At 59.8% G+C, this 15,267-nt stretch carries 16 protein-coding genes; 9 read left to right on the forward strand and 7 right to left on the reverse strand.

The annotated features are described in order from the left end of the window. Positions 1-3: 3 nt before the first annotated feature. On the reverse strand, positions 4-939 hold the full coding sequence (locus AAA989_RS09950) for a tyrosine-type recombinase/integrase (protein ID WP_338243133.1): 936 nt from the start codon (positions 937-939) through the stop codon (positions 4-6). An 811-nt stretch (positions 940-1,750) separates the two neighbouring features. On the opposite strand from AAA989_RS09950, the gene AAA989_RS09955 reads away from it, so the two are divergent. Then, positions 1,751-2,737: a UDP-glucuronic acid decarboxylase family protein gene (locus tag AAA989_RS09955; RefSeq protein ID WP_338243135.1), complete on the forward strand. Its 987-nt coding sequence runs from the start codon at positions 1,751-1,753 to the stop codon at positions 2,735-2,737. 57 nt (positions 2,738-2,794) lie between these two features. Here the strand turns inward: AAA989_RS09955 and AAA989_RS09960 are convergent, their stop codons facing one another. From AAA989_RS09960 to AAA989_RS09970, 3 genes are all read right to left on the reverse strand, one after another. Next, positions 2,795-4,099, reverse strand: a complete 1,305-nt coding sequence (locus AAA989_RS09960; RefSeq protein ID WP_338243137.1) for a UDP-glucose dehydrogenase family protein — start codon at positions 4,097-4,099, stop codon at positions 2,795-2,797. Positions 4,100-4,469: 370 nt separating this feature from the next. Continuing rightward, positions 4,470-4,868: a hypothetical protein gene (locus AAA989_RS09965; RefSeq protein WP_338243139.1), complete on the reverse strand. Its 399-nt coding sequence runs from the start codon at positions 4,866-4,868 to the stop codon at positions 4,470-4,472. An 89-nt stretch (positions 4,869-4,957) separates the two neighbouring features. Further along, positions 4,958-5,422 carry a DUF5681 domain-containing protein gene (locus AAA989_RS09970; protein WP_338243141.1) on the reverse strand — a complete coding sequence of 155 codons (465 nt, stop codon included), beginning with the start codon at positions 5,420-5,422 and terminating at the stop codon, positions 4,958-4,960. Between the two features lie 617 nt (positions 5,423-6,039). Here AAA989_RS09970 and AAA989_RS09975 point away from each other — a divergent pair. The 5 genes from AAA989_RS09975 to AAA989_RS09995 all read left to right on the forward strand — a co-directional run bounded on the left by AAA989_RS09975 (position 6,040) and on the right by AAA989_RS09995 (position 11,461). Beyond that, positions 6,040-6,291 carry a hypothetical protein gene (locus AAA989_RS09975; RefSeq protein WP_338243143.1) on the forward strand — a complete coding sequence of 84 codons (252 nt, stop codon included), beginning with the start codon at positions 6,040-6,042 and terminating at the stop codon, positions 6,289-6,291. A gap of 447 nt (positions 6,292-6,738) precedes the next feature. Then, entirely contained in the window at positions 6,739-7,299 is a 561-nt protein-coding gene (locus AAA989_RS09980; RefSeq protein ID WP_338243145.1) for a hypothetical protein, read from the forward strand. A 126-nt stretch (positions 7,300-7,425) separates the two neighbouring features. Beyond that, the gene (locus tag AAA989_RS09985; protein ID WP_338243147.1) at positions 7,426-8,127 is read left to right on the forward strand and encodes a fimbrial biogenesis chaperone; all 702 of its coding nucleotides are present in this window, start codon (positions 7,426-7,428) and stop codon (positions 8,125-8,127) included. A 21-nt stretch (positions 8,128-8,148) separates the two neighbouring features. Beyond that, entirely contained in the window at positions 8,149-10,584 is a 2,436-nt protein-coding gene (locus AAA989_RS09990; protein ID WP_338243149.1) for a fimbria/pilus outer membrane usher protein, read from the forward strand. 10 nt (positions 10,585-10,594) lie between these two features. Further along, positions 10,595-11,461, forward strand: a complete 867-nt coding sequence (locus AAA989_RS09995) for a hypothetical protein (RefSeq protein WP_338243151.1) — start codon at positions 10,595-10,597, stop codon at positions 11,459-11,461. Here the strand turns inward: AAA989_RS09995 and AAA989_RS10000 are convergent, their stop codons facing one another. Next, on the reverse strand, positions 11,462-11,872 hold the full coding sequence (locus AAA989_RS10000) for a hypothetical protein (RefSeq protein WP_338243153.1): 411 nt from the start codon (positions 11,870-11,872) through the stop codon (positions 11,462-11,464). Positions 11,873-12,145: 273 nt separating this feature from the next. Between AAA989_RS10000 and AAA989_RS10005 the strand changes: the two genes are divergently transcribed. After that, on the forward strand, positions 12,146-12,535 hold the full coding sequence (locus AAA989_RS10005; protein WP_338243155.1) for a hypothetical protein: 390 nt from the start codon (positions 12,146-12,148) through the stop codon (positions 12,533-12,535). Positions 12,536-12,815: 280 nt separating this feature from the next. Here AAA989_RS10005 and AAA989_RS10010 read toward each other — a convergent pair whose 3' ends face one another. Further along, positions 12,816-13,127 carry a hypothetical protein gene (locus AAA989_RS10010; RefSeq protein ID WP_338243157.1) on the reverse strand — a complete coding sequence of 104 codons (312 nt, stop codon included), beginning with the start codon at positions 13,125-13,127 and terminating at the stop codon, positions 12,816-12,818. On the opposite strand from AAA989_RS10010, the gene AAA989_RS16445 reads away from it, so the two are divergent. Both AAA989_RS16445 and AAA989_RS10015 read left to right on the forward strand, forming a co-directional pair. Further along, on the forward strand, positions 13,047-13,235 hold the full coding sequence (locus AAA989_RS16445) for a DUF6961 family protein (protein WP_434781453.1): 189 nt from the start codon (positions 13,047-13,049) through the stop codon (positions 13,233-13,235). The genes AAA989_RS10010 and AAA989_RS16445 overlap by 81 nt on opposite strands. 433 nt (positions 13,236-13,668) lie before the next feature. Then, positions 13,669-14,100, forward strand: coding sequence for a Ros/MucR family transcriptional regulator (locus tag AAA989_RS10015; RefSeq protein ID WP_338243159.1), 432 nt, complete (start codon positions 13,669-13,671; stop codon positions 14,098-14,100). Between the two features lie 36 nt (positions 14,101-14,136). On the opposite strand, the gene rfbB is transcribed toward AAA989_RS10015, so the two are convergent. Then, positions 14,137-15,195 (reverse strand): dTDP-glucose 4,6-dehydratase, encoded by a 1,059-nt coding sequence (gene rfbB / locus AAA989_RS10020; protein WP_338245495.1) that lies wholly within the window; start codon positions 15,193-15,195, stop codon positions 14,137-14,139. Between the last annotated feature and the right edge of the window lie 72 nt (positions 15,196-15,267).

The raw sequence follows: 15,267 nt of genomic DNA on the forward strand, positions 1-15,267 counted from the left end.
CCCCTAACCGAGGTGGCTTCTAGCCGTTGATCGCAAAGCTTCCCAACGTCGCTCATGAATTGCTTGAGTGCTCGCATTCTCGACATAGCGACCCAGCACGTTGATCGTCTTCCAGCCGCCAGCCTGCATGATGGCAACCTGATCGATACCGGCCACCATCATGTCCTGCGCCGCACCGATGCGCATCGAATGGCCCGAGAGGCTGGCGGCATTCTCGCCTAATTCTGCAAGCTCAGCTACGCGCTTCACAATGCGCCTGATCGAGGCCGTGTTGAGGTGAACGCCCGACAGCTTACGGGTGTGCAGCCCCTGAAAGAGCGGCCCACTCGTCAGGCCGCTTGCAGCCAGCCATGTAGTAACACGCTTCTGCGTGCCTCGCGAAAGATAGGCGATCCGCCCCTCGCCAAGAGGGTCAGACTTGGCCCTGGGGATGAGGATCGTCCCACCATCTGGCGCGATGTGCTCCACCCGCATCGCGGCAATCTCGACGCTCCGGCACAGCGTATCATAGCCAAGGCTAATCAGGGCCGCGTCACGCTTGCCGGCCAGTGTGTCGGTACAGGCGGCAAGCATTTTCCATAACAGGTCTGAAGTCAGGCCCAGTGATTGCTTCGGGCGCGCAGGCCTTGAGCGCGCCGCGCGCCGCAGGGCCAGCCGAACCTCGCTCGACGAGGCCGGCGAACGCAGGTCGAGCATTCGATGCGCAAACTTGATCGCCTCAAGGCGCCGCTTGACCGTCGCAATCGACAGCGTTCGGATCTGTTCATCGATAAAGCAAGCCACCGTTGCTGGTGCGGCAGGCGCCCAGTCCAAGCCCTCCCTGTCACACCAAACCGTAAAGCTCTGCAGATCGCTACGATAGCCGCTGAGCGTCGTTTCAAAATACGCCCCTTGGCATCTCGAAAAGATGGAGGCTAAGGTTGCTTGGGAACTTTTCATAAGTCATATTTTATGACTTAAACGCTCGAGCGTGTCAATGATATCAGCGCCTCAAATTCGTAGTGCACGTGCGCTTTTGAAGATCTCCGCGAGCGACCTTGCCGAGATAGCGGGTGTTACGTGGAAGACGATACAACGTTTTGAGTCAGCCGACGGCATCCCCCCATCGCGCGCCGGCACGCTCGAACGCGTTCAGTCTGCTCTCGAGGCCCAGGGGATCGAATTTATCGGCGACCCCATTACTTCCCCTGGTGTGCGCCTGAATGCCATGGAAGGTCCCTGCTGACACGAGCGAGTTGCGGGGCGACACCTTGCGCCGCAGTCTTATAGTCGGTGATATCCTGATCATGTGTTATTTCGTCGCCCTCGGCCGTCTCAAGCGCGATGGCTAGGTCTACCATGACTATGGCGCTTACCTGCATTTCGCAGCCTGCGCCGCAATCACGCTGCTTGCCGCCTGGCCTGGCCGCTCGCCTCGGTATGCCATCGTCTCTGGGGTTAACCGCACCCCGTCGTCGCCTGACTTTGCTTTCGACGTCTGCGGCATTGCAGCCATGTTTCCATCGTCGCGGCCGTCCGGGGGCCAGTTCGGCGCTAGTTCCGTTCCCGTAGTGTCTCGCGCGCCTGCCGCATAAGGGGCTGTAGCGCCTTCCGCTCAGCCATAGTTTCGTACCAATATTCCTGTTGGCAAGGCGTGAGAAAGCTTGGCTCACACGCTCAACAACGCTAGCTAAAACAACTCGAAGCGAACGCGGAACGTGTTTTCGCTCACACACTCTCTCAGCATCATTGCAAGCGCAAAGGTTTTTCCATGCAGCACAGAAATTACCGTCGCCAGCGCATACTCGTTACAGGTGGTGCCGGCTTCGTCGGCTCGCACCTGATTGACCGGCTGCTTGAACGCGGTGACGAGGTGCTGTGCGTCGACAACCTGTTCACCGGCGACAAGAGCAACGTCGATCATCTTGCCAATCACCCGCGTTTCGAGTTCATGCGGCACGACATCTGCTTCCCGCTCTATGTCGAGGTCGACCAGATCTACAATCTCGCCTGCCCGGCAAGCCCGATCCACTACCAGTTCGATCCGGTACAGACGACCAAGACCAGCGTCTCGGGTTCTATCAATATGCTGGGCCTCGCCAAGCGCGTGAAGGCTCGCATCCTGCAGGCCTCGACATCCGAGATCTATGGCGATCCCACCGTCCATCCGCAGCCGGAGAGCTACTGGGGTAACGTCAACACGATTGGCCCGCGCGCCTGCTACGATGAAGGCAAGCGCTGCGCCGAGACGCTGTTTTTCGACTATTATCGCCAGCACAATCTCGACATCAAGGTCGTGCGCATCTTCAATACCTATGGCCCCCGGATGCATCCCAACGATGGCCGCGTCGTCTCGAATTTCATTATCCAGGCGCTACAGGGCGAGCCGATCACGATCTACGGCGACGGCGAGCAGTCGCGCAGCTTCTGCTACGTCGATGACCTCGTCGAGGGCTTCCTGCGGATGATGGATACAGGGTCTGATTTTCCCGGCCCGATCAATCTCGGCAATCCCAACGAGTTCACCATCCGCGAACTGGCAGAGGCAGTGATCGACCTGACCGGTTCGAAATCGAAGCTGGTGCAGAAGCCGCTACCGCAGGACGATCCGCGGCAACGCCAGCCCGACATCTCTCTGGCCCGCGAGAAGCTCGACTGGGAACCCCAGACGCAGCTCCGCGAAGGTCTCACCAGGACCATCGCCTATTTCGACGAGATGCTTCGCGAGCGCGCAGTAGAAAGCGAAGAGCTGGTGTAACCGGGCAGATCAAGGCGCGCTCGCACCTTCCCGGCCTACGCCGGGGTGGGCGTGGCCCTATCTTCCCACGGCGACATATTTAAACCCGTGACCCTCGACGTCATCACGGGTGTAAAGGTTGCGCAGGTCGACGAAGACGAGGTCCTTCATCAGCCGCTTCAACCGGTCGAGGTCAAGAGCCCGGAACGTGTCCCACTCGGTCACGATCACGGCGGCATCGGCACCCTCCACGGCTTCGTATGGGCCGTCGCAATAGGTGACGTTGTCGATCACCTTTTTCGCCTGGTCCATGCCTTCGGGGTCGTAGGCCTTCACCTTGATTCCGGCATCCTGCAGAGCCTGGACGATGCTGATCGCCGGGCTGTCGCGCATATCGTCGGTGTTGGCCTTAAAGGTGAGCCCCAGCACGCCAACCGTCTTGCCGTGCTGTTCGCCGCCACCCAGCGCGTTGATGACCTTGCGGCCCATGCCGCGCTTGCGCTGGTCGTTGCTGGCAACCACGCTTTCGACGATCCGCAGCGGGCTTTCGTAGTCCTGCCCGGTTTTCAGCAGCGCCAGCGTATCCTTGGGAAAGCAGCTGCCGCCATATCCGGGGCCGGGCTGGAGGAATCGGTTGCCGATGCGGCTGTCCATTCCGATGCCCTTGGCCACGTCGCGCACGTCGGCGCCCACTTTCTCGCACAGGTCGGCGATCTCGTTTATGAAACCGATCTTGGTGGCGAGGAAGGCGTTGCCGGCATACTTGGTGAGTTCCGCGGCACGGCGGGACATCACCAGCATCGGGCTCTCGTTGCGGGTAAGCGGGCGATAGACCTCGCCTAGGACTTCCTCAGCATGCCTGTCGTTCACGCCGATCACGACGCGATCGGGCCGCTTGAAATCGTCGATGGCCGCGCCCTCGCGCAGGAATTCCGGATTGGATGCAACCGAAAATTCCAGGTTCGGCGCTTCCTCCCGGATGATGCGCTCCACCTCGTCGCCCGTACCCACGGGCACCGTCGACTTGTCGACGATCACCACGCCATTGGAAAGCAGCGGCGCCATCTCGCGCGCGGCGGCGAAGACATACGAGAGATCGGCATGGCCATCGCCGCGACGGCTGGGCGTGCCCACGGCGATGAACACGGCATCGGTCTTCGGCAGGGCCTCCTTCAGGTCCAGCGTGAACGACAGTCGTCCCGCTTCCACGTTCTTGGCCACCAGTTCGTCAAGGCCCGGCTCGAATATCGGGATTTCGCCGCGCAACAGGGCGTCGATCTTCGACTGGTCCTTGTCGACACAGATTACCTCATGTCCGAAGTCGGCAAAACAGGCGCCGGAGACAAGGCCGACGTAGCCCGTGCCGATCATCACGATACGCATGAAAAATGTTCTCCTTGAGCCCGCTCGGAAAGAGCGACGCTGCATTGCAGCACGGGCCCTCCCGCGCAACCGGAAAGTGTCGGCAATTCAGGAGCTAGCCAGAAGGATAGTGGTTCGTAGCTCTCGCCGGCGGGGAGACCGCCTTGATCCTTCAGCCAAGCCATTTTTCAGAATGTCGAAATAGCCGTCTTTTTGCATTTTCGGCTGCTATTCGACTCGGCCGGAAGGCGCGGCCAACTAGAAAATGTCAAACCTGGCTTTCGCGACCGGCAGGCGGCCCCCGGTCCTGCCCCCGCATGCACCCCGCCAGTTTTGAAAATCCTGTAAGTAGATGGCAGCCTCCCTGCCTCCGGATTGCATCGACCGATCGCTAACGCCAGCGGCGTGCCAGCAGGAACAGGATGCACGGCCAGAACACCGTGTTTGCAATATCCCAGAATGGCTCAAGGGGGTCTGGGGAAGGGCCGTTTATCCAGTCTACCAATTCGTTGAGAACCGCGAAGGCGGCAACCAGGGCGAGCGGGATTGGCGAACGGAACTTCCTGCGCAGCACCAGCGACGCCGCGACGAAAATGATCAGGCCGGCATGCACATGCAGCAGTTCCTGGCTGGCGCCTGTCCATGCCTCGATCGCGCGCTTGGCCTCGCCGGAGTAGGCGGCCGCGCTTTCAAGGTATCCCATTACTGTCATGGCTTTTGCGACATTTCTCCAGGTCGTCATGCCTATGCCGTGCAGGTCCCCCCGACGCCAGAGCAATCGGCCATCCATCTTTCACATTGTCGAACTTGCCTTTGCAACCGCAATCGGCAGTCCGGCGTCGCCCGGCGGGCAGCCTCTCAAATTCGAAAATATTGCACTTAGGCTCGGAGGTCGTCGGGTAGCAATAACTGCCTCAGGAACTCGATCGCTTCGACCGACAACGGACCGCCACTGTCGATCTCTTCGATCGCCCGCTTCAGTTTGCGGCTCTCGTCCTGTTGCCGCCTGAAGCGCAAGAAGTCATCGGCGTCCCTGAACACGAGCAGCTGCGCGATATCGATTGCCCCCAGCGCCTTGAGCCGTTCGAGCAGGGCCAGCGCCTCTTTCGGCTTCGCCTGTTCCGCCTCGTCTATGATGCGCGCCGCGATGGCCTCGAAGCGCGTACCCTTGCGCTGGGTGCCGTCCGCGTCGGTCCATCTGGTCTGACGGGCCAGCTCCTTTGCCAGTCTGAAGTCGAGATCGCCCGGCGGATGCACCTCTTTGCGCGGTCGCCCGCCCGGATTGCCGCTCGTGCCTTTGGTGAACCGTCCGCGCGCATCGCGCCCGCTATCCTGCATGCCCATGATGGGCCTCCTTTCATCCAGCCATGTCGGTGTCGGTTGACCCGGCTGTCGGACAAAAGAGCAGGAACAGCTCCGTCTCGCGCCTGACACTGCACCTGCAGCGTGCCTGCTGCAAGCCTGTTTCGGGCCTGTTGCACGCCTGTTCCAGCCCCTGCTTTCATCCTGCCTTTCGTGGGTGTCGGGCCCGCGGCGCGGCGCGCGCGGGCCGTGCCACAACCGCGGCGGGGCGGCGAGGATATGATGGTATTTCAGGGGGATGGGGAGAGCGACGACCGGTTTTCGCGGGGGCGGGCAGGGCCCCCCTCGCGCGATAACGCGGCTTGACGCACCTGCCCTCAAGCAGCGCAGCGGTAGGGCACAAATGACCCTCAAGCAGCGGAAGCAAAGCTGATCAAAGGCCAACCGGTAGGGCTGCCAGGAACTGCAAGGAGGAGGCCAGCCGATCGGGCAGCGCACATGCTAGCGCGGTGCGCTGGTTCAGGAGCCGATGGCAGAGAGGCGTGCTTTTAGCGCGGCTTCCAAAACGAGTGGCCGTCGCAAGCCGAAACGGATCAACAAATAGCAAGTCAGCGGGCCCGGCAGTTGCCAAATTGGCGATCGATTAGTACCATTCCTGTGTGGCTATTCCCGACTTTGAGGCCAGCCAGCTTTTCGGCGATCCTGCCAGCGCTTTGCTTGGTTTCGGCGCTGTGGCGGCTTTGCTGGCCGTGCCTTACTGGGTGAAGGTCGGCGTATCGAGTGGGCGGCTTATCAGCGCGAACGGCCACGGTGCTCGCAGGGCGCTGGGAGCGGCCGCGCTCCTGACCGCGCTTGCCCTGGCATTGTGCGGGGGTGGTTACCTCTACGGACGACTGAACGGGCGCTTTTAGCCCTCCTCGTTGCGATCCCAGGTCTCGCCGCAGGCATCATGGCTTGGCCGAGCTCGCTCGTGGAAAATGATCGTTTCAGGGGGTTTGGGCGAGGCGCGCCCAAACAGGTAGAGAGGAAAGACGCGCCTCCCATGACGAACGATCTTTGCGCGTGGTAAGTTCCACAACGTCGATAATCACAGTCAGATGGGCGAAGAGTGCAGCTTTGCGCACCTCTACGATGGTGTCCCGGTGGCTTCAGCGACGTGCAGGCGTGTGTCATCGCGAGACGATTGAACAAGGCCCTCGGGACGCTGTTGAGTTTGGCGAAAATATTACCTAACAAGTCGTTAACCGTGAGCCCACAACCGGTCCGAAAACAGGGGGCTATGCGGTTCTCTCTCTCCCGCCCAGCGGTTGGGGAGGGGCGCCAAACTGAAACACTCGGACCGATAGTAGAGGAATTCCATGAAAAAGCTTACCCTCGCACTCGCCGTCTCGTCTTTTGCCGTGGCCGCACCGGCTTTCGCCCAGAGCGAATCCTCTTCGGAAAGCTTCACCGTTTCGGCCGAAGTGCCGCAGGTCTGCGCGATGGCCGATATCGATGACGTCGATCTGGGCGAACTCGACATCAATGCCAGTTCGGGTTCCGAAGCGCTTTCGCTGCTCAGCAATGCCGCCGGTGCGACCAACGACTTCTGGATCAGCTGCAACGACGCGACCACGCTGACCCTGTCGAGCGAAAACCAGGGCATGCGCAACACCAGCCGCGGTGCACCCACTGGCGATGACGCCGAACAGTTCACCAACAAGATCTTCTACAATCTTCGTCTGCTGAACTTCATTGATGGCGATCGTGCCAGGCAGCCAGTTTTGCGCACCGACCGCGATGCCTCCGCCAGCTTCCCTGGTTCGGAAATCCACCGCGAAGTTCGCGCCAGCATCACCGTGCTGCGTGACGACAATCCGCTGCTGCTGCTCGCCGGCGATTACGAGGACGTGGCGACCGTCGAGATCACCACCCTCTAATACTAAAAGCAGCACGACAAGACTGGAGGGGGCTCGCAATGTCGCGCCCCCTCTTGTTTTATGATTTTTCATAAATTTGGGCGAAGACTGCGGTCAATGAGAATTCTTGCCAATCTGCTTGCCGTTATGGGACTGCTGCTCGCACCAGCCGTAGCGCAGGCTGCACGCGTTACTCCGATGGTCTTGGTCCTGGATGAGACCGGACGCGGCGCGACCGGGCGCATCGAGGTCGCCAATACGGGAGACGAGCCGGTACCGTTCGAGGTTCTGATGTTCCGCGGCGAGATTACCGAGGAGGGCGAACTCTCGCTCGAACCTGCGGACGAGGATTTTCTCGTCTTTCCGCCCCAGGTCGTCATCGAACCGCTCAGGCAGCAGATCTTCCGCATCCAGTATATCGGCGAGGATCCCCTTGAGACGTCCGAGATCTTCTATGCCTCTATTCGCGAGGTTCCCGTCGCGCGGGAGCGCACAGGGGTTAACCTGCAGATCGTCTCCACCTTCAACGTGCTGATCAATGTCGTGCCAGAAGGTGCGGAGCCGGAGCCTAGCCATACCGTGCTGGGCGTGGAGGACCGCGAGGGCCAGCCCGGCATTATCGTTCGTGTTGCCAACACGGGCTCGCGCTTCATCGCCGCCGGGCGCCTGAACTGGTCGATCGAGGGCCGGACCGGAACGGGCAATACCTACGAAAGGCAATACAGGTCCGCGGAGATCGGCAGTGTCATCGGCTATGGCGTCGTCCCGGCGGGCGGTGCAAGGCGCTTCTTCATTCCGACGCCCGAACTGCTCGAAGCGGAAACTCTCCGGGTGGAGATCGGAAGCTAGTTTGCTTCCCGGGGGCAAGTCGTGATCTGGAGTGCGCTTCTAGCCACATCGGCTTCAGCTGTTACGATAGCGGCAGTCGACCTGCAGCAGGAACCGTTACCGCAATTCAGTCGCGAGGCGCGCGATCCGGTCATCCTTTCGTTGCCGATACTCTATCGCGGCCAAGTGCTGGGGGAGGTGCGAGCTCGTCTCGATCCGCGCGAGCCGGCAAGCGTCATGCTCGAGACTGGCTCGCTTCAGTCTGCGCTCGCGCCACTCCTGAACCCACAAGCGCAATATGATATCGCCCAGGTGCTTGAAGCCCGCGAATTCGTATCCGCTGCGCTTCTTGCAGACTCGGGCATCCTGGTTTCTTACGATCAAGGCCGACTTGAGTTCATCATCGAGCGGATCAAACCCGAGTTCGCCACGGTATCGTCCCTTGGTGCTACCGCGTATCGCGAAACTCCGGTCACAATGACACCCGAACGGACCAGTGCCTATCTCAATGTCTTGCCGGAGTTTCGGCTCGACGAATTCGATGAGCTCGAAGTTACTACCGATCTCTTCTTCGCCGCTCGGCATGACGGCTTCGTCCTCGAAGTCGACGGGGGATACGATGCGACGACGTTCGGTCCCGGCCTGTACCGGCGTCAGGCGCGCCTGCTGTATGATGTTCCGGACAGGTTCTTGCGATTGAGCGCCGGCGATCTGCGAGTGGAGAACCAGAGCCTGCTCGGGACGGCGTTTCTTGCCGGCGCCGCAATCGAAAAGGGACGCAGGATCTTCAATCCGTTTCTCCCGTTTCAGACCCTCGGACCACAGCAGGTCCTGATCGACCAGCGCAGCACTCTTGAGGTCTATTCGGGCGATACCTTGGTCGACACGGTCGACCTGGAGACAGGCGCCTACGACATCGGCACGATCCCTGCACGCTACGGCCTGACCGACGCGCGGCTGGTGATCGTCGATCCCGCCGGAACGCGACAGACGCTGGATGCTGACCTCTTTTACGATCCTGCCGATCTGCAGGCTGGAGAAGACGAATACAGCTTTGCCCTCGGCTTTCCTGCGTCCAGCCTCAACTTCAACCCTCAATACGCCAACGACCCGGCATTTTCGGGCCTGTATCGACACGGTGTATCGAACCGGCTCATCTTCGGCGGCGGCCTGCAGGCCACACAAGAATTTGCCGCCGTCTCAGCTGAGGCCACGATCAATCCGCAAATTGTGCCGGGCAGGGTTTCCTTGTCCACCGCGGTGAGTATCCGAGAGGAAAGGGTCGGTTTTGCAGGAGAAGTCCGCTATCTGCTCCTTGATAGCTACGCTGACGCGTTCGGCGACCTTTCCCTCTCGGCCAGCTATCAGTCGAAGGACTTTGTGAACCTCGCGCAGCGGCTGTCCGGGCTGACGACGGAATTTGCATCACTCAGCGCGAACTATTCCAAGAGGGTCACTGATCGCACGTCCATTCTCGCTGCCGTCTCGTACAATTCCCGTGCGCTTGGCGATGCTTTCTATCTTTCCTCGATCGAGGCTCTTCACCGCCTGAACGACAGGATCTTTATCCGCGGCGGATTTGAATACGGGACTTACGGCGGGGAGGATGCCAGCTTCGGCATTCGGCTGAGCATTACTGCGCGCCTGGGTGGCCGCAAGCGCGCTTCCGCTCGATTCTCCTCGGTACGCGACGTATATTCTGCTTCCTTCACCCGCTCGGCGGAAGACCGGGTGGGCGGATACGGGTACGACTTGTCGGTGCGCAACGAGGCGGGGCGGCAGGAGGTCGATGCCAGCGGGACCTATATAGCCAACCGCTTCGAAGCGCGCGGCCTCCTCATTGCAGGGGGCGACGGCTTCGATGATTTCGGGAGCGATACGGCGCTGCGGCTGAACCTGGGCACCTCAATTGCAATGGCCGGAGGTGACGTCGCCATCGGTCGGCCAATTTTCGACAGCTTCCTGATCGCCGACACTGCGGCCGATCTCAGTGGCGCCGAGGTGATCGTCGGACGCAACATTCGCGAGAACGAGTACGATGCCCGTAGCGGCGCGCTTGGACCGGGTGTGCAACCGCGCCTCACTTCTTTCTCGAAACAGGACATAAGCTACGACCTTGAGGGCGAGGCCGCCTTTGCCGACATCGGCACCGGCATCGCGACCGTCGAACCGTCCTACCGCAGCGGCTATCTGCTGGAAGTGGGGGCGGGCGGCAGCGCGAGTGCGACGGGAACCGCTTATCTTGGCGAGGACAGAGCCGCGCTCGTGCGTGGGCGCGTCGTCGCCGTCGACGACGCGGACTTCGAAGAGACCGAATTCTTCACCAACTCCGCGGGCCGGTTTGCCGTATTGGGACTCCGTCCCGGCAAGACCTACCGCTTGGTATCGTCAGAGGGCTTGGAGTACCAATTCACCGTGCCGGATGATGCGAACTTGCTGCGCATCGAACGTGCACAGCTTTCTAGGCCACCGGATTGAGGACAAAAGCATGAGACCCCGCCTTATCGTCTGTAGCCTGGCTGCCGCCTTTCCCGCGCTTCCCGCCGCCGCGTGTGATGCCAAGCTGGAAATGCTCGATCCTGCCATCGACATACGCCCCTCGCCGTCCTTTTCAGAAGCATCGAGCCGCGAGCAGATCCGCATTCGCGTCGCGAATGAGGGAACGACGACATGCGTGCTCGAATTGGAACTGGCGCTGGACCCGGCTTTTGCCGGACCATTCCCCACATACAGCATTGTGGGTCCGGGCGGAGTTATCGAATTTAGCGCGCAAACGGGGAGCGGGGTATCAGCTCCGGCCCCATTGCGCATGCCGATCACGCTCAATGCGGGCGTAGAAACGACGCTTGAATATGCTGTCGCCGCCAATGTTACCTGGGAAATGCAGGCAGGATCGTATGACCGGCGGATCGATGTCGCCTTGTTCGATGCTGCTGATGGTAGCCGGCTGGATGACGCGCAGGTCGAGCTTGGTGTCACGGTGCCCCTCTCGAGTAGGATTGATTTCGTCGGTAATGTCGATCGCATCGACCTGGGCCAACTCGAGTTTGATCGCGAAAATGTTTCGCCGCCATTCGGTATTCGTGTTTACTCGACATCGACTTACAACATGGAGATGGATTCGGAGAATGCCGGTAACTTGCGACAGGAAGGCGGGGACGCCCTGCTGCCCTACGCGATGAGCGTGAGCGGCCAGGAAATTAATCTCGCCTCTGGCAGCCAAGTCATTGCTGGACTAGGCAAGTCCGCGGAAACTGGCGATGTGTACGGTGTGCTCGTGCGGGTAAGGCCTGAGCACACGACACCTGCTGGCCGTTATTCCGATCGCCTTACAGTGACCGTGACGACCTATTGATCAGATATATGACAGAGTCACGGTCAGTACGACCGGCCGCAATAAATCGTTCGCATCCACGCGGAGTTCGCTCTTGCGCCGCACCGGCCCGCTGCGGCTTGCAAGGACGGTCTCGCCCGAGGGGTTGAGCGAAAGTCGCGTATTGCCGAAACGCATACGGGCGTTCTCATCGGAAACGAGAGGCCGATGCTCGGCAACGAGCTGGTAGGCATCGCCGGCATTGCAATATTCCGATACGGTCCCGACCGACCCTTGGCTCCCAGGAGCGAGCGGATCTAGCCTGGCGTCGAACTCGCAAACGGTATCGACACTGGTGCTGAGGCGAAACGAACCGGCTTGTCCGGCCAGAGCAAGACCCGGCGAAAGTGCAACAGACCCGAGCGTAGCGAGCAAGAGAGCGCGAATTTTCATAGGAGTTACGTAAGCCCGAGCGGTGAAGAAACAGTTGAGGCAATTTCCTGTCGAATCTTGCTACTTGCGACCGGGGCGCGAAGCTGATGGGCTTGATGATGGAAGTTCGCACGCGGATATTCCCAGACCGGTTCTCACAGGCAGAGAATCTCCCCGCGATCCAAGGGTCCTTGTCCTCTTCGAACGTAATTTTCTTTATTGTATATGGGGTTGCAGCCCATGTCTGTCGTAGGTAGCGCAAGGCGAACTCCAAAATATTGGGTCGCAAAATCTATGAATGACAGCGCACAGGAAAACCGGCCGCAGCGGCGCGCACATCTGCTCATCGCCAAGCTTGTCACCCCTGGGGGCAACGAGAAACGGTTCCTGATCCGAAACATCTCCGGACGGGGAATGGGCGGCGAAATCCGCGAAGACCACGATCTTCTTCGCGGCGACCTCGTGATCGTCTGTCTCGCTTCCGGCCATGAGGCCAAAGGCACGATCAAGTGGATCAAGTCGAGTAGACTGGGCATTGCGCTGCGAGAGGATTTCGATCCAGCGTCGATAGGAGAGGCCATTTCGGGCGATGGCCAGTCAAACGAGAGCTGGGAGGTCGCTCGGCTACATAAAGTTCTCGAACCGGAGGCGCCAGTTCGCAGCAAGAAACGACTGCTACCGTGATCTGTCTTGGAGCGACACCTGGCCGAGGCGAGCGTTCGCTTTCTCCTTTTGATGACAAGCTTGCCCAATCGACTTGTCGAGCTATTCAATGCCCGGCAATTTTGGATCCGGCGCCTTGGTGAAAATCGATACGACCTAAGGTTGGCGGTTGGCGGTTGGCGCAAGCAGCCGGGGGTCGGTGGCCAGTCCGCTGGTGGGGGAGGGCTCACTAGGGCCGGGAGCGGAGGTAAGCTATGGTGCCAAGACAATGACCGAGGAAGACGCTGTGCGGATTGTTCGCTTATGGATTCAACACCTGGAACGCGGTACGATCGGAGAGGAATTGCTTCATGCCACTCTCGACGCCGAGGAAGCGATCACGCGCTACAGGCAAAAGCTGGAAAGCGCTTAGGGCCCTGACGTCCCAGGGTCGCATGGTCTTGGGAGCGCTGCTCGCCTTATTCATACTGGCGGGCGCTTTCATCGGGTGGACAGAAGCCGGGTGATGACACGCGACAAGGAAATATGGGGAATGGCCTTGTGGGTCGAAAAAAGACTTGGCGAAGGCGGGCATGAATTTATTGCCGGCCGGATCGCTGATCTTGAGGCTCATGGTGACGATATGGGTGTCAATCTCTGGCAAGAGGTGAAGGATCGCTTCGAAAAGCTAAGGGCCGGGCCCATCTCGATCTATGGGCAACCAGAGACATGGCCCCATTGAGCGGTTTTGTGACTTGGGGGTTAGCGACGGGCATTGCCTGAACCAGCGTTTAGGTCGCCATGGACGGCACACCCTAAAGCATTCGCCAGCATGATCCTGCAATTCGGGTGGCGAAGGCGCGCAAAGCTACCAGCCGGCAGACCGGCTCGCCCTTCCACACAGGCGAAATGGTGCATGCGTGCGTTCGCCATCTCCTCCCCCGCGGTTAGCGGGAAAATCGGGTTGGGGTGGCCTTGCATTCGATACGACCGATAGCAGGCATCCGCCCTTGCGATCGCCCCGGGGGACTGCACGCTGAGAATACGACCTGCGAACAGAGATTCAAAGGGTTGGATAGCTCGGGCCTGCTTAACGACAAGAGGTTGACCTTGCGTGCGCAATGCCCAAGAGCGAGCGGTGTCAGAGAAGGACACAAAAAAGAAGGACCTCGATCATGCCCGAAGACGGTCATGCCGAATTGTTGATTTCACTTACCAGCGACATTGTCATTGCGCAGGTCAGCAATAGTGAAGTCGAGGCCGAAGCGCTCCCATCACTGATCCAGAATGTCTATGCCGCGCTTGCAGGTCTAGGCGCCGAAGCGCACCAAGATATGGCGCCGGAGCCGGCAGTTTCAATTCGCGCTTCGGTCAAGAAAGAGCACATCGTCTGCCTCGAGGACGGCAAGAAGATGAAGATGCTCAGGCGCCACCTGATGACTGACCACGGCATGACGCCGGAAGAGTATCGCGAACGCTGGAACCTGCCCGCGGACTATCCCATGGTCGCACCAGATTATGCCGACAAACGTCGCGATCTGGCGAAGAAAATCGGTCTGGGCCGAAAATCGAACAAGGCTCGTAGTTCCAAGAAGGCTACCAAATAGAGGCTGAGCGCTGCGGTCTGGACATTTTGGATTCGATTATCCGCGTTCCAAGATCTCCTTCCACCATGCCCGGTTCGAAAGATACCAGCGCACCGTATAGGCTAGACCATCTTCAAACAGATGGGCGGGCCTGTAGCCAAGATCTTTGCGCGCCTTGGTCTCGTCTATAGCGTAGCGTCGATCATGCCCCTTCCGGTCGGCTACGAACGTCTGCAATTCCCGCGTTGGTCGGCCCTTCGCGGCAGGAGCGCCGGGATATTTTTCGGCGAGGCCATCAATTTCCGCAAATGCACGGTCTACTTCTGCGCAGATGCGGTCAATTACCGCCAGGTTCGGTAATTCTTTGCCACCTCCGATATTGTAGATCTCGCCGGGCTGGCCTCTCTCAAGGCAGGCTTCGATCCCGCGGCAGTGATCTTCAACGTGCAGCCATTCGCGCACGTTCATGCCGTCACCGTAAATTGGCATGTCGTGGCCGTGTAAGGCGTTTAGCAGGAATAGTGGGATTAGCTTTTCAGGGTACTGATATGGGCCGTAGTTGTTCGAGCAATTGCTGGTGGTCACCTCGAGCCCGAATGTCCGGTGATAGGCGCGCACCAGATGATCCGAACTAGCCTTCGATGCCGCATATGGCGAATTCGGCCGGTAAGGGTTTGTCTCGCCGAAGGCCGGCTCATCAGGACCGAGCGAACCGTAGACTTCGTCGGTCGAGATGTGATGAAAGCGGTGCGGCTTGCCGCTGCCCTCTTCGAGCCAAACGGAACGCGCGGCTTTCAGGAGACAGTTGGTTCCAAGTATATTGGTATCGATGAAGAGATCCGGACCACTGATCGACCGATCGACATGGCTTTCCGCAGCAAAATGGACGATCGTTGTGATGTCACGTTCGCGCAACAAGTTCTCGACGAGCTTGGTGTCCCTGATATCGCCAACCACGAGTTCGGCTTGCTCCACACTGGAGATCGTCGATGCGTTCCCCGCGTATGTGAGGCAGTCGAGGACGGTAATCGCATCCCCTGGATGCCGCTTAGCCCAGAAATGCACGAAGTTGCCGCCGATAAAGCCGGCACCGCCGGTTACGAGCAGATTAGTGATAGCTAATCTCCTTCGGTAGCTTGTCTTGAAGACCCAGGCGTTGGCTGAGCACCGAGTGCCATGAGAGAGACT

The sequence above is a fragment of the Aurantiacibacter hainanensis genome (assembly GCF_036321025.1).
GTDB lineage: Bacteria > Pseudomonadota > Alphaproteobacteria > Sphingomonadales > Sphingomonadaceae > Alteraurantiacibacter > Alteraurantiacibacter hainanensis.

Coding starts and splice junctions, on each gene's coding strand:
- AAA989_RS09995 (WP_338243151.1), top strand. CDS start 10,595: ATGAGACCCCGCCTTATCGTCTGTAGCCTGGCTGCCGCCTTTCCCGCG.
- AAA989_RS09985 (WP_338243147.1), top strand. CDS start 7,426: ATGGGACTGCTGCTCGCACCAGCCGTAGCGCAGGCTGCACGCGTTACT.
- AAA989_RS10000 (WP_338243153.1), bottom strand. CDS start 11,872: ATGAAAATTCGCGCTCTCTTGCTCGCTACGCTCGGGTCTGTTGCACTT.
- AAA989_RS10010 (WP_338243157.1), bottom strand. CDS start 13,127: ATGAGCCTCAAGATCAGCGATCCGGCCGGCAATAAATTCATGCCCGCC.
- AAA989_RS16445 (WP_434781453.1), top strand. CDS start 13,047: ATGGCCTTGTGGGTCGAAAAAAGACTTGGCGAAGGCGGGCATGAATTT.
- AAA989_RS10015 (WP_338243159.1), top strand. CDS start 13,669: ATGCCCGAAGACGGTCATGCCGAATTGTTGATTTCACTTACCAGCGAC.
- AAA989_RS09970 (WP_338243141.1), bottom strand. CDS start 5,422: ATGGGCATGCAGGATAGCGGGCGCGATGCGCGCGGACGGTTCACCAAA.
- AAA989_RS09955 (WP_338243135.1), top strand. CDS start 1,751: ATGCAGCACAGAAATTACCGTCGCCAGCGCATACTCGTTACAGGTGGT.
- AAA989_RS09950 (WP_338243133.1), bottom strand. CDS start 939: ATGAAAAGTTCCCAAGCAACCTTAGCCTCCATCTTTTCGAGATGCCAA.
- AAA989_RS09980 (WP_338243145.1), top strand. CDS start 6,739: ATGAAAAAGCTTACCCTCGCACTCGCCGTCTCGTCTTTTGCCGTGGCC.
- AAA989_RS09960 (WP_338243137.1), bottom strand. CDS start 4,099: ATGCGTATCGTGATGATCGGCACGGGCTACGTCGGCCTTGTCTCCGGC.
- AAA989_RS10005 (WP_338243155.1), top strand. CDS start 12,146: ATGAATGACAGCGCACAGGAAAACCGGCCGCAGCGGCGCGCACATCTG.
- AAA989_RS09965 (WP_338243139.1), bottom strand. CDS start 4,868: ATGGATGGCCGATTGCTCTGGCGTCGGGGGGACCTGCACGGCATAGGC.